Below are 12,678 nucleotides of genomic sequence, written 5' to 3'. Positions count from 1 at the left end.
AAATAGTGGCGTCGACCGCCCCGGCCTGCTAAAAAGGCCCGCGGGCCGCGCCGTGGGGGAGCGGCCCTTCTACGCAGACAGGAATTCTCATGACAAGCAAGTCCTTCCTGGCGGCGCTGGGCCTGTTGGCCGCGCTCGCCTTCGTGCCGCCCGCGCACGCCGAAGACCATACTCAGGCCGATACCAAGGCCGAGTCGATTCTCAAATCGCTGCATCCGAAAACCGGTGACGTCGCCATTACCGAAGCCAATGCCACATTGAAGCTCGGCAGCGACTATAGCTATCTCGATGCAGGCGACGCCCAGAAGGTTTTGACTCAATTATGGGATAACCCGCCGGACAGCGAAGTCCTGGGCATGATCATGCCCGGCACCGACCCAAACATATTGCTGGAAAAAAACGGTTGGGCCGTCGTCGTGACCTACTCGTCCGACGGTTATGTTTCCGATGAGGATGCGGCCAAGATCGACTACGCCGACATGCTCAAGAACATGCAGGAAGCGGCGCACGATGCCAATGCCGAGCGCCTCAAGCAGGGCTACCCGGCGGTCGAACTGATGGGCTGGGCCGAGCCGCCACGCTATGAAAGCAGCTCGCATAAACTGTATTGGGCACGCGATCTGAAGTTCACCGGTAGCGATGGCAAAGATGAAGGCCGTACGCTCAACTACGCCATTCGCGTACTCGGCCGTCATGGTTATCTTTCGCTCAATGCCGTGGCGCCGATGAGCGAGCTGGCCCAGATCCGCACCGACATGCCCGACGTCGTGTCGATGGCCGAATTCGATCCGGGCAGCCGCTATACGGACTACAACTCCAGCACCGACAAGCTGGCCGCCTACGGAATCGGCGCCCTGGTTGCCGGCGGCATCGCCGCGAAGGCCGGCCTGTTCGCCAAGCTGGGCATCATGCTGCTGGCGCTCAAGAAATTTGTCGTGGTCGGCGTGGCCGCCATCGGCGGCGCCATCGCCAAGCTGTTCGGCCGCAAGAAAGCCAACTGACCGCCCGCGCTGGGCCAGCCTCAAGGCAGGCCCAGCCACCGAAAGAAAGTATCCACTGCGCGGGTGTAATCCGAATCGCCACCGAGTTCGGCGTTGATCTGCGCATGCGTGAGGGCTTCCGGCTGTACCTGCGCGCGGCCTCCCTTGGCGAGCACGGCGTCGGCGAATGTCCGTGCCTGCATGCAGGACAGCAATCGCTCGGAAGAGCAGACCAGCAGCAGCGGCTGGACCGAACCGTGCAGCCGATCGAGCGGCGACACTTTGCGCCAATAGGCTTCGTCTTTGCCGAATACCCGATCATAGAGCGCGGCATGTGGCAGCGTCATGATGCGCGGAACGTTGTAGGCGGCGCTGTCCAGCGCAACCGTACCCAGCCACGATGCCGCGCCTTGCGCGTATGCCAGCTGCGGATCGGCGGCGAGCAAAGCAACCAGATGCGCGCCGGCGGAATGACCCATTAAAATGAGTCGGCGACCGTCGCCTCCCCATGCTCCCGCGTGTTTCTGCACATAGGCCAAAGCACGGCCGACATCCTCGGTCTGTACCACGACATCGGCGGTGGGCAGCATGCGGTAATCGATCGAGACGAAAACATAGCCGGCTGCGTTCCAATGCGGCTGCTTGAGCCCCGTTACGCCCGGATTGCGCTTGTCGCCGATCGTCCAACCGCCGCCATGCACCATCACGACGATCGGCGCGCCGCGCGCGTGTACGGGCGCATAGACATCCAGGCGCTGGGCTGGCGCATCGCCATAGGCAATGTCATGCCACGTCTTGATGTCTTGTGCGCGCGAGTCGACTGCGATACAGAGCAACACGAGCGCCATCAGGCTTCGATACATGGGCCGTTCCTCACGAAGTGTCACCGATCTCTTGTCTGCAACTCACCCTGACGCTTTCATCTGGACGAGGCATGGAATGAGGAAGCGCGCTGAGGCTGACCTCAGCCCTTCGCACCTGCTCCACTTGCGCCCCCTCTCCTGGTTTCGACGGGAGAGGGGGCTAGGGCAACCTCACGAGTAACAGGCCACGCCAGGTTATTCGAAGTTCCTTGAGGTCATTTCACCAGAGCCTCCTGGCTACCGATCTTCTCGCGCTTCAATGACAGGAGATCGCTTCACCGGCCGCGTTGGTACAGCCGCCGGTATGAGTTATGCCGTCCTTGCTGACGGTGGTCTGGCCCGAATAGCTGTTGCCATTGGCACCGGTAGCCTGGGTCGAGCGCGTCACGCCCTGTCCTGTCGCGCCACTGGTCGAGCGATTATAAGTACCGCCATTGGGGCCGGTAGCCGTCGTCTGGCGATCGAAACTGCCGCTACCGTCGGCATTACGCGTCGCCGTACCGTTACTGCTGACGCTGCCACCATTCGGTCCATTGGCATGGAAGCCGGACTGATGCTGCGCCGAGCCATCGGCATTGCGAGTGGTTTCACCCGAGCGCGTGGCCGTGCCGCCATCAGGCCCGCGCCACGCACCGGCACTGCCGGTATGAGCGTTGCCCTGCCCGTCTGTCACCGTACGCCGGCCATGGATCCCCGCAGCACCGTTCGGTCCGCGAAAACCGCCAGCATGCCCGGCGACAACACCGCCACCGGCGCGCCCGCGGATGCCGCCAGCGACGAAACGGCCGGCCGCGTCGGCCTGCGCGACCGAGCCGATGGCCAGCGCCACGGCGATACCTATCGCGAAGCTCTTGTTCATGCAAAACCTCCTCTGAAGTCGGGCGGATGCCCCCGGGTGCCCATCCTCCTTGGAAGCAGCCGCGCAGGCGTATCGCAAGGGCAAGCGAATGCAAATGGATGTTGCCGGCGGCAAGCCTGGAAACATCTGCTTACAAATGCGCTCGCCGGGCCGCTCGCCACGCGGCAGAATCGCCCCATGACCTCTGCGACCGCCCCTACCCAGATCCTCATCGTCGATGACGACCGCCGCCTGCGCGAACTCCTGCAACGCTACCTTGAACAACAGGGCTTCCAGGTCGGCGCGGTCGGCGACGGGCGCGAGCTGGACCGTGAACTGAGCCGACGGCACGTCGACCTGATCGTGCTCGATCTGATGCTGCCCGGCGAAGATGGATTATCCATCTGTCGGCGTCTGCGCGGCCAGGGTGTCGTCACGCCGATCATCATGCTCACCGCACGCGGCGACGATGTCGATCGCATCGTCGGGCTGGAAATCGGCGCTGACGACTACTTGCCCAAACCAGGCAATCCGCGCGAGCTGGTGGCACGCATCAACGCAGTATTACGGCGCGGTCGCCCTGCACCCGGCGGACCGCTGCCCGACGCCGGTAGCGTGCGCTTCGGTCATTTCGTGCTGGAACTGGATACGCGACGGCTGTTGCGCAACGGCGAAGCGCTGCGCCTGACGACCGGCGAATTTGCCGTACTGGCCGCGTTGGTGCAGCGCCCCGGTCAGCCGTTGACACGCGATCAACTGATGAGCATTGCACGCGGACGCGAGCACGATGCCTTCGATCGCAGCATGGATGTCATGCTCAGTCGCCTGCGCCGCCTGATCGAAGACGATCCCAAACAGCCGCGCTGGCTGCAGACCGTATGGGGGCATGGCTACGTCTTCGTGCCCGAAGGCGCGCCGCCATGAACGCCAAGCCCAGCGGCCTGTTCACCCGGCTTGCATGGCTGCTCGCCGGAACGATCGGCCTCGTGGTGGTGTTCGGCGCGATCGCGCTGGCCATGACCAGTAGCCGCATGAGCAGCGAGTTCTCCTCGCATGCGGTCGCGGTACAGATTTCCGCTGCCGATGTGCTGCTGGCACAGGGCCGCGAGACAGAGCTTGCCGATCTGGGCGTACAGCACGCCATGACACCGCCGCAGGGACATCTGCCAGCGTTGCGCGTCGTGCGCAATGTCATCAATGAAATCGCTTCGCGCTGGCCCGGACGCGAGCCCTATATCGCCGGCCTGCGCCGCCCCGTGCTCTGGCTCAAGGCTTCGCCGCCGGGCACCGGCTGGATCGGTGTGCCCATGGTGGCTTTGCGCGCACCGCTGATGCGCTCGGCGGTCATCACCATCGGCGCCGCCGCGCTGATCGTGCTGCTCATGGCCAGTGCCTATGCGCGCAGCCTGACCGAGCCGCTGCGACGGCTGGCCCAGGCCGCACCGGCTGTCGTCGCCGGCACGCCGTTACCGCCCTTGCCAAGGCATTCGGTGCGCGAACTGGTGGAACTGAATGCGGCGTTGTCGCGCGCTGCGGCTGAGGTACGCAGCAATGCGCGCGAGCGCGACGTCATGCTGGCGGCACTCTCGCACGATTTGCGCACACCGCTGGCGCGCCTGCGGCTTGGCCTGGCGCTGTCGGGCGACGCGCTCGACAACACGTTGCGTGAAGGCATGGAGGCGGATATCGATGCAATCGACGCGATGAGCGCGCAGTTCATCGGCTTTATCCGCGACGGCAGCGACGAGCCTGCCGCACCCGTGGATCTGGCGCAATTGCTGCGCGAACTGTTGGCGCTCAATCGCGGTAACGGCGGGCCGCCATGGGAAATCGACGCGCCGGGACACGCGCTGCTACAAGGCCATCCGCTGGCCCTGCGACGCGCCATCGATAATCTGGTTCGCAATGCGCTGCGCCACGGGCAAGCGCCTTATCGCGCCAGCTTGTCGCTCGATGCCGGCCAGTGGCAACTGCTTATCGTCGATAGCGGGCCAGGGGCACCGGAGCATCTGCTCGAACGCTTGGGCGAGCCATTCGTGCGCGGTAATCCGGCACGCAGCGACGCACTCGGCAGCGGATTGGGCCTGGCCAGCGTCAAGCGCATTGCCACGCAGCATGGCGGCTCGCTCAGCGTGCGCAATCGTCCCGATGGCGGTTTCGAAGCCGGCCTTCGCCTTCCAGCGCGCACTTAGACACATCTGCTTACAACCTTCAACGAAGGCGACAAACCTTCGGCGGTCGTAATCTCTATCGTGTCTCCCATCTCAACGGAGACCGTCCCCATGCGCCTCACATCCCTGTTCATCGCCCTGCTGGCCCTCGCTCCACTCGCCGTCGCTGCGCAGACCTCGCAAGACAATCGCGGCCGCGCCATCGCGGAAATCAAACAGCGCTTCGACAAAGCCGATACCAATGGCGATGGTGCGCTGGATCGCGAAGAAGCCAAGGCCATGCCACGCGTCGCACAGCATTTCGACGATATCGATACCGACCACGACGGCAAAGTGACGCTGCAGGAAATCGGCAGGTACCTGGCCTCGATGCGCGGCAACTGAAAAGGCAGACGACTCCATGGATGCGTTGCCGCGTTATGTGTTGCCGATCTTGCCGCTATTCATGCTACTGGCGGCACTCGAAGGCTGGTATCTGCAGCGAAACCGCGCAGGCGGTTATGACTGGCCGGCGTATTTCGCTTCGCTAGGCGATGCTATCGGCCGATTATTTGTTACGCGCCTGCTGGGCTTGGGTATAGCAGGCGTTCTTTTCACTTTTGCCTATCGCTACCGGATCGCTACCGTCTCGATGCATCACTGGTGGTCCTGGCCGCTGTTATTCCTGTTGCAGGATTTCTTTTACTACTGGATGCATCGCGCCGATCATCGGGTGCATTGGTTCTGGGCCACGCATTGCGTGCACCATTCCAGCAATAGTTTCAATCTGTCGGCGGCCTATCGCCTGGGATGGACCGCGCGAATCAGCAGTGCCGCGATCTTCTTTACGCCGCTGGCGCTGCTTGGTTTTCCAGTGCCCGCGATTCTCGCGGCGGTAGCGATCAACCTGCTTTACCAGTACTGGCTGCATACCGAGCTGGTACCGCGACTCGGACCGCTCGAATGGGTGTTGAATACACCGGCGCACCATCGTGTCCACCACGCCAGCAATGCTGCCTATATCGATAAAAATTATGGCGGCATCCTGATCGTGTTCGACCGGCTGTTCGGCACGTTCGTAGCCGAACGCGATGACGAGCCATGCAAATATGGATTGGTGCATCCGATCCTCAGCAACAACCCGTTTCGCATTGCTTTTCACGGATGGATCGGCATGTGGCATGCGCTGCGTCGGGCTGAGACGTGGCGCGGCCGGTGGTTGGCGGTGTTTGGGCCGCCGGGTTGAGCTGAAGAGCCCCCTCACTCCGACCCTCTCCCCGGGTTTCGCCGGGGGAGGGTTGGGGCTCTCCAACTAAACCGTTTCCCCCACGACAAAACCAAACCGCCACATCGTCGCTGCGAATCCGGCACGATCGCGATACCAATGCGCCATGAGCCCCGCCCGCTCCGCCCCGACCACGTTCTCTTCCAGATCGTCGACGAACAAAGTAGCCGCCGGATCCTTGTCCCAGCGTGCAAGACAACGCTCGTAGACATCGGTGTACGGCTTGCGCGTACCGAACTCGGCACTGGTCCACGCCGTGCCTTCGAATAGCGGAAATAAATCGGGCGCCACCTGGCGCACCGATTCGCCGAACATCAATGTGTTGTTGGTGAGCATGCCTACCGCCACACCTCCCTGTATCAGGTTCGCTGCCAGTTTGAGCATCCATGCGCGAGGCCGTGTCACGTCCCGGCGCGCTGCGATCCACGCTTCGCGCGTTACCGTCGCGCCGGCCAGGCGGCTGATCGCTGCGAGATAGGTATCGGGGTCGTAACCCGTGCCGGAATCGGCAGCCAGCTCGATACCCGAACCATAAACGGCATACTGCATGGTCTCAGCCGAAACACCCGCAGAAGCAGCCATGCGCGCGATGCGCCCATCGCGGTCGTAATCGGCGAGTACGCCGTCGAGATCGAACAATACGGCCTGTAGTTGCACGAAACATTTTCCTTGGATAACTGCCTGAATCGATGAACTATAGCGGCTCAGGTTCCGCGTGGCTTGGCGCGATGGGTCGGCGTGGCGCTCCATGGATCGTCTGGCCAGGGATGCCGGGGATAACGGCCCTTCAGTTCTTTCTTGACTTCCGGGTAAGTGCGTTCCCAGAAACCCTTCAGATCCTGGGTGACCTGGATCGGACGGCCGGCAGGCGACAATAGGTGCAAGGTCACCGGCATGCGTCCCGCCGCGACGCGTGGCGTATCGGCCAGACCGAACAACTCCTGCAGCTTGACTGCGAGCACCGGCGGTTCGTCCGGCGCGTAGTCCAGGCGCCGCGTCATGCCACTGGGCACGGTGAGACTATCGGGTGCATGGCTGTCGAGCTGTCGCCGCTGCTCGTAGTCGAACAGGCTGGCGAGTGCCTGCGTCAGTTCGTCAGGGCTTAATACATCGAGCCGCCGCTTGCCGGTGAGGTAAGGGCCAAGCCAGGTGTCGAGCGAAGCAAGCAAGGCGCTATCGGAAACATCCGGCAAGGATAGCTCCGGCATCCAGCTGCACAGGGCCTGCATACGTGCGCGCAGACGGCGTGCATTGTCGCTCCAGGGCAACGCATCGATGCCCTTGCTTCGCACAGCGGCCAATAAGGCGGGCAAGGCGTCCTCGGGCTTGACCGGCACGCTACGGCGCTCCAGCACGATCGCGGCGTAGCGGTATTCCTCGAAAGCTTCGACAGCCTCGCGCTCATCGTTCCAACGCAGCACGCGCTCGCGCACGAAACGCGAGGGAAAATCGCGTTCCAGCGTGCGCGGATCCAAGGGTGCGGCTGCACGAATCAGGCTGTCGCGCGCTTCGTGCTGAATATCGAGTGCGACCAGCCAGGGTTCGCCCAGCAGAGCGGTGCTTTCATGCAAGCGTGCGCCGCGGCCATTCGCCAGGGTGTAACGCAAGGGATTGGCATCGTCGCGACGAGCGACGCGATCGGGAAAGGCATGCAGCAACAAATCGCCCACGGCATGACTGTCGGGCACACCGCTGGCCGCCGTGCGTACGTCCAGGCGACGGCGCCAGCCCTTGGACGCCTGCTCGATCGCCGCCAGCGCGCCGCTGTCGGCACCGCCCCGGCCGCCGGCCATACTGCGATCGCGCCAGGCGTGCAGGGCTTGCACGCGCGCACGAAAATCGTCGCTGCGCGCCTGCTCGCCTCGCAACGGGGAACGGGCTTCCATCAGAGCGAGCAGGTCGGCCATCAAGGCACGCAACTCGGACGGCGCACGTAACGCGGCGGCACTCAGACGCGGCTGCGCTCCCAATTCCAGCATGCCGCGACCCAGCGCGGTGATCCGCCCATCGGCACCCAGCGCGCCCAATTGAGCCAGCAACTCCTTCGCCTGGGCCAAGGCACCGGCAGGTGGCGGGTCCAGCCATGGCAGACTATCGCTGCCCCATGCGGCCAACTCCAGTGCCAAGCCAGACAACTCGGTCTGCGCGATCTCCGCGGTTCGCGCGACGTCCAGCCGCTTGCTCTGCGGCCACAGACGATAGGTTACGCCGGGTGCGACGCGGCCCGCACGACCAGCACGCTGGTCGGCCGATGCCTGCGAAATCGCTACGGTTTCCAGGCGCGCGAAGCCGGAGTTCGGATCGAAGCGCGGCTCGCGCGCGAGGCCGGCATCGACGACGGCACGTATGCCGGGCAGGGTTACGCTGGACTCGGCCACGTTGGTCGCCAGCACGATGCGCCGCGTGCCCGGCTCGGCCGGTGCCAGCGCCGCTTGTTGTTCGGCCATCGAGAGTTCGCCGTGAAATGGGAGCACGTCGACCTCTTCAGCCGCATCGCGCTCGAGAGCCTGCAACAGGATGCCCTGTACGCGCCCGATCTCGTGTCGCCCGGGCAGGAAGGCGAGGATATCGCCCTCGGTCTCGCTCAAAGCTTGGCGCACAACACGCGCCAGGTGTTGCTCCGATGTCTCCTGCGCACGCGCTGGGGGATACTCGACCCGCACGGGGAAACTCCGTCCGGGACTGCTGATGCGCGGGGCATCCAACCATTGCGCGATGCGCTCGCCATCCAGGGTTGCCGACATCACCACGATACGCAGATCCGGCCGCAGCGTGGCCTGTATATCCAGCGCCAACGCTGCGCCAAGATCTCCCGCCAGATGGCGCTCGTGAAACTCGTCGAACAGGATCGCACCGATACCGCTCAGCTCCGGATCGTCCTGGATCATCCGAGTAAGAATACCCTCGGTCACCACCTCGATCCGTGTCGCCGCGCTGACGCGCGATTCGAAGCGAATGCGGTAGCCGACTGTCTGTCCGACCTCTTCGCCCAACTGGCGCGCCATGAACTGGGCTGCCGCTCGCGCAGCGATACGGCGAGGTTCGAGCATGAGAACGCGCTGTCTCTTCAGCCAGCGCGATTCCAGCATCGACAACGGTACCTGGGTGGTCTTTCCCGCGCCCGGCGGGGCTTCTAGAACAAGCCGCGCCTGATCATTGAGAGAGGCAAGTATCTCAGGTAACAGATGCGCAATGGGAAATTCGGCCATCCCTATAGAATATCTCCGAATCGCTCATGCGGTATCTACGGCCTCAGTAGCCCTTTTGCACTATCCACGCTAGACCAACATTGCCCGGTCCCTGGCGGGGACATTTTGCGCTTACTACCTCTCCTACCTTGAGCCAATTGGACGGCACGCTCCAAGGGAATGCCAAGGGAGCGCAAATTGTCATCTGCGAGCCAGCTGGTTTATCGAGATGACTTTCATAGATATAGAGCCATTTTCCATAACACGCCGCAGGAGAATAGACGTAACGCAACTCCACCCACAAATATCCATTGGGAGGAAATTCGTCGCAGCCCTGCATGGCAACCAAGGGCTGATAGTTTTCGCCGAGAGACCCCGGATTATCCTCGGCATGAATCCATCCGGCCGACATGGCAAGCGCCATCAATACCTTGAATTTTGCCATTCCTTGCATACCGATCTCCTTTAAATACCAGGCGTCAAGTTACGTTTCATGCCATTTGTGCATTTGGCTTAGATTGCCGCGCCGATAAATTCAGAATTAATCGCACGCAGAAATAGTCATACCCAGATTGCCATGGGTTGATAGCCACGTTCGTTGATAACTATGGAATCGACCCTGCTGACTATTTTCGCTTATCCGGCATACCCATGAAGAAGCCACCGCTTCTTTTTAGTCATTATCTTCCGTTCCACCTGTCACCAAGTGCTTACAAAAAAGGGCGGCATGATACATGCCGCCCTGACAATTCATCTCATCATTGAGCTTTACTTCGGAGGAATAGTGGCTGCCCCACCCTCGGGCTTCGAAGATGTTCGTAACGGCTCCAGCGACTCGAACTTGCGCTGGTATTCGTCAGTGACCTCCCTAGCCTCCTCGCTATTGCGGATGACACGCGGCGTGATGAGCACAATCAGCTCAGTGCGATTACGGCTCCGACTGGTACTGCCAAACAAGCGCCCGAGAATCGGAACGCGATTGAGTCCGGGGATGCCGGTATCCGTGGTGCTTTCATCTTGTTGGATCAGCCCGCCAAGCAGAACCGTCTGACCGCTCTGTACGGCCACCTGAGTACTCATCTGGCGTTGGCTGATAGTCGGATTGCCACCCGCCCCTTCAGCCCCAGGCTTGCTGACCTGCTGAATCACATTCATGTATACAAGGCCACCTGGATTGACTCGCGGTTGAACACCAAGAATGACGCCCGTATCGATGTACTGCGCGTTGGTGAAACTCCCGGTACCAATCCCCGTATTGACTGTGGTGGAGTTCACCGGCACCTGATCGCCGACCTGGATGGTGGCGACTTGATTGTTCAATACCACCATTGATGGCGCGGAAAGTGTCTTGGAGTTTCCACTTACCTCCAATGCGCGTAATGCCACCTGCAGGTTGTGATTGACAAACGAATAGTAAAACGCGTCGGCGGGCGTGTTGGTAGAAGGATTACCGGGGTTATAGGCGGTGCCGCCGTAGCCAAGCGCGCCTTGCTGCTGGTTGCCAGGCTGACCAGGGGTAAAGGTACCATTGCCGTTATTGGTACCTTTGATCAACCCCTCCAGATACCACTGCACACCGAACTGGAACTGGCCGGTCAGTTGGACTTCCAGGATGCGCGTCTCGATCTGCACCTGCAAGGGCGTCACGTCCAGGCGCTTGATTGCACCTTCGATCTCGTCCCACTTCGACGGCGGCGCACGTACAAGCAGCTGGTTGTTGGCATCCACCGAGCTGATGCGGATGCTGCCGTCCTCATTGCTGTACTGCTGGCTTGCTTGCTGATTATTGTTGCCGAGCGGTCCATTGCTGATACCGTTGCTGCTGATGCCACCGGTCTGGAAACCACCAAAGCCGTTGGATGTCTGACCGGAGTTGTTGCTACCCAATCCGCCGCCCAGGCCGGAGTTGCTCCCAAGGCCGCCGCCCAGGCCACCGCCCAAACCGCCGTTGTTCAAGCCACCGGTCGTACTGCTGCCGAAGCTGCCTGCCAGGCTACCCATGCCACTGGCTGTGCCATTGGCGTTGTCGCTGGCTCCCAACGTTCCCGATGTCAAACCCGGGCCGACCTTCGCCCCCGCGCTACCGCCGCCGCCCGCCGACGCGTAGATCTGCGCCAGATACTGCGCGAGTTCCGATGCCTTGAGGTTGCGCACGTCATAGACGAACAGCTGCGGCTCGTTGCCGCCGCCGTGGTCGATCTTCTCGATCCATCCGCCGACTTCGGTCAGGTAGTTCGGCTGCGTGGTGATCACCACCAGTGAATTGGTGCGCTCGATCGGCAGGAAACGGATCATGCCGGCGAGCGGTGTGTCGCCCTTGGCGCCGAACAGGCTGTCGAGCTTGGGCATCAGTTCGGTCACGCTGGCGCGCTGCAAGCTATAGACACCGATCGACATACCGCGCAGCCAGTCGACGTCGAAGGTCTTGACGGTGCGGTCGTAGTTGGCCAGCTCTTCCGGCGTGCCCGACAGCACGATGACGTTACGTGCAGAGTCGGCCAGCAAGATGGAGTCCGGTCGTGCAAATGGCTTGATCAACTTCTGCATCTCGTTGGCCGAGATGTAGTGCAGTGGGAACAACCGAGCCTGCAACCCGGCTTGCGGCGAAACCGCGCCCAGGCTCGGCGCGACATTGCCGCCGACGGCATCCTTGGCCGGCATCACGACATAGCCGCCACCTTGCTTGACCAGCGCATTGCCAGTCCATGCCAGCAATGTTTCCAGGATCGGAATCGCCTGGCTGTTGTCGACCGGCTGCGACGTAGAGAAAGAAATATTGCCCTGCACACCCGGCACGATGGTGTAGTTCTGCTTGAGCAGATCGCCCAGGATGGCCTTCACCACCGCCGGTACGGGCTGGTTCTCGAAGTTGAACGTCACGGCATTTTCGCCGCTGGCTGCCTTGACCGGCGTGGTCAGGCCTTGCGGGCGAACGAACTCACCACTGCCGGTGGACAGCTGCGGCCGCACTGCGGCCTCTGCATCGGGCGCCGTGATGTCCTTGTTCAATGGCAACGGTGCAGGCGCGGGTTTTTCCGTGCCTGACATGGCCTCGCGCTGCAGGGCCCCGTCGTCCTTGGGACTGGGTAGCGATGAGCAGCCGGCGATCCATACCGCCGTAGCGACGGTACCCACGCGAAGTAGTTGCAGAATAATGCGTGACATGGATCAACGTGCTCCTTCCTGGGTGGCCGCCTGCTGTGCTCGACGTCTCATGATGTTTTCTCGCAATTGACGTATGCGCTCGGCCTGTTCGGCATTCTGCTGGTTTGGTTGATTGCCGGGTTGCACGGGCTGCACGCCTGGCGGTACATGGCGAATTTGCATCTGTGGCGGTGCGTTGGGGTTGTCCCCTGCCGGATTGGGCACCGCGC

12 protein-coding genes are annotated in these 12,678 nt (G+C 62.2%); 5 read left to right on the top strand and 7 right to left on the bottom strand.

Going from position 1 to position 12,678, the window contains the following annotated elements; translation table 11 throughout:
* The first annotated feature begins 89 nt into the window (after positions 1–89).
* Positions 90–1,001: a DUF2167 domain-containing protein gene (locus tag VIM98_RS05220; protein WP_331992041.1), complete on the top strand. Its 912-nt coding sequence runs from the start codon at positions 90–92 to the stop codon at positions 999–1,001.
* A 20-nt stretch (positions 1,002–1,021) separates the two neighbouring features.
* On the opposite strand, the gene VIM98_RS05215 is transcribed toward VIM98_RS05220, so the two are convergent.
* Positions 1,022–1,843 (bottom strand): alpha/beta hydrolase, encoded by an 822-nt coding sequence (locus VIM98_RS05215; RefSeq protein WP_331992040.1) that lies wholly within the window; start codon positions 1,841–1,843, stop codon positions 1,022–1,024.
* A gap of 256 nt (positions 1,844–2,099) precedes the next feature.
* Positions 2,100–2,702 carry a hypothetical protein gene (locus VIM98_RS05210; RefSeq protein WP_331992039.1) on the bottom strand — a complete coding sequence of 201 codons (603 nt, stop codon included), beginning with the start codon at positions 2,700–2,702 and terminating at the stop codon, positions 2,100–2,102.
* Between the two features lie 177 nt (positions 2,703–2,879).
* Between VIM98_RS05210 and ompR the strand changes: the two genes are divergently transcribed.
* The 4 genes from ompR (at position 2,880) to VIM98_RS05190 (ending at position 6,077) form a co-directional block, all read left to right on the top strand.
* Positions 2,880–3,605 carry a two-component system response regulator OmpR gene (ompR, locus tag VIM98_RS05205; RefSeq protein ID WP_331992038.1) on the top strand — a complete coding sequence of 242 codons (726 nt, stop codon included), beginning with the start codon at positions 2,880–2,882 and terminating at the stop codon, positions 3,603–3,605.
* A complete protein-coding gene (locus VIM98_RS05200) occupies positions 3,602–4,873 on the top strand; it encodes an ATP-binding protein (protein ID WP_331992036.1) in 1,272 nt (423 codons plus the stop codon). The genes ompR and VIM98_RS05200 overlap by 4 nt, the downstream gene beginning before the upstream one ends.
* 90 nt (positions 4,874–4,963) lie before the next feature.
* Positions 4,964–5,236, top strand: coding sequence for an EF-hand domain-containing protein (locus VIM98_RS05195; RefSeq protein WP_331992035.1), 273 nt, complete (start codon positions 4,964–4,966; stop codon positions 5,234–5,236).
* A 16-nt stretch (positions 5,237–5,252) separates the two neighbouring features.
* Positions 5,253–6,077 (top strand): sterol desaturase family protein, encoded by an 825-nt coding sequence (locus VIM98_RS05190; RefSeq protein ID WP_331992034.1) that lies wholly within the window; start codon positions 5,253–5,255, stop codon positions 6,075–6,077.
* Positions 6,078–6,143: 66 nt separating this feature from the next.
* Here the strand turns inward: VIM98_RS05190 and VIM98_RS05185 are convergent, their stop codons facing one another.
* The 5 genes from VIM98_RS05185 to VIM98_RS05165 all read right to left on the bottom strand — a co-directional run.
* A complete protein-coding gene (locus tag VIM98_RS05185) occupies positions 6,144–6,773 on the bottom strand; it encodes an HAD-IA family hydrolase (RefSeq protein WP_331992033.1) in 630 nt (209 codons plus the stop codon).
* Between the two features lie 47 nt (positions 6,774–6,820).
* Entirely contained in the window at positions 6,821–9,325 is a 2,505-nt protein-coding gene (gene hrpB / locus VIM98_RS05180; RefSeq protein ID WP_331992032.1) for an ATP-dependent helicase HrpB, read from the bottom strand.
* 43 nt (positions 9,326–9,368) lie between these two features.
* Positions 9,369–9,758, bottom strand: a complete 390-nt coding sequence (locus VIM98_RS05175; RefSeq protein WP_331992031.1) for a hypothetical protein — start codon at positions 9,756–9,758, stop codon at positions 9,369–9,371.
* A 314-nt stretch (positions 9,759–10,072) separates the two neighbouring features.
* Positions 10,073–12,469, bottom strand: a complete 2,397-nt coding sequence (gene gspD, locus VIM98_RS05170) for a type II secretion system secretin GspD (protein WP_331992030.1) — start codon at positions 12,467–12,469, stop codon at positions 10,073–10,075.
* Between the two features lie 3 nt (positions 12,470–12,472).
* A partial coding sequence (locus VIM98_RS05165) for a hypothetical protein (protein ID WP_331992029.1) occupies positions 12,473–12,678 on the bottom strand: 206 nt, incomplete at its 5' end.

Source organism: Dyella sp. (assembly GCF_036568765.1).
In the GTDB taxonomy this organism is placed as follows: domain Bacteria; phylum Pseudomonadota; class Gammaproteobacteria; order Xanthomonadales; family Rhodanobacteraceae; genus GSA-30.
Note: the sequence above shows the minus strand (reverse complement) of the source record. Positions and strands in the feature narration are given on the sequence as shown.

Coding starts and splice junctions, on each gene's coding strand:
- VIM98_RS05190 (WP_331992034.1), top strand. CDS start 5,253: ATGGATGCGTTGCCGCGTTATGTGTTGCCGATCTTGCCGCTATTCATG.
- ompR (WP_331992038.1), top strand. CDS start 2,880: ATGACCTCTGCGACCGCCCCTACCCAGATCCTCATCGTCGATGACGAC.
- gspD (WP_331992030.1), bottom strand. CDS start 12,469: ATGTCACGCATTATTCTGCAACTACTTCGCGTGGGTACCGTCGCTACG.
- VIM98_RS05200 (WP_331992036.1), top strand. CDS start 3,602: ATGAACGCCAAGCCCAGCGGCCTGTTCACCCGGCTTGCATGGCTGCTC.
- hrpB (WP_331992032.1), bottom strand. CDS start 9,325: ATGGCCGAATTTCCCATTGCGCATCTGTTACCTGAGATACTTGCCTCT.
- VIM98_RS05220 (WP_331992041.1), top strand. CDS start 90: ATGACAAGCAAGTCCTTCCTGGCGGCGCTGGGCCTGTTGGCCGCGCTC.
- VIM98_RS05210 (WP_331992039.1), bottom strand. CDS start 2,702: ATGAACAAGAGCTTCGCGATAGGTATCGCCGTGGCGCTGGCCATCGGC.
- VIM98_RS05175 (WP_331992031.1), bottom strand. CDS start 9,758: ATGCAAGGAATGGCAAAATTCAAGGTATTGATGGCGCTTGCCATGTCG.
- VIM98_RS05215 (WP_331992040.1), bottom strand. CDS start 1,843: ATGTATCGAAGCCTGATGGCGCTCGTGTTGCTCTGTATCGCAGTCGAC.
- VIM98_RS05195 (WP_331992035.1), top strand. CDS start 4,964: ATGCGCCTCACATCCCTGTTCATCGCCCTGCTGGCCCTCGCTCCACTC.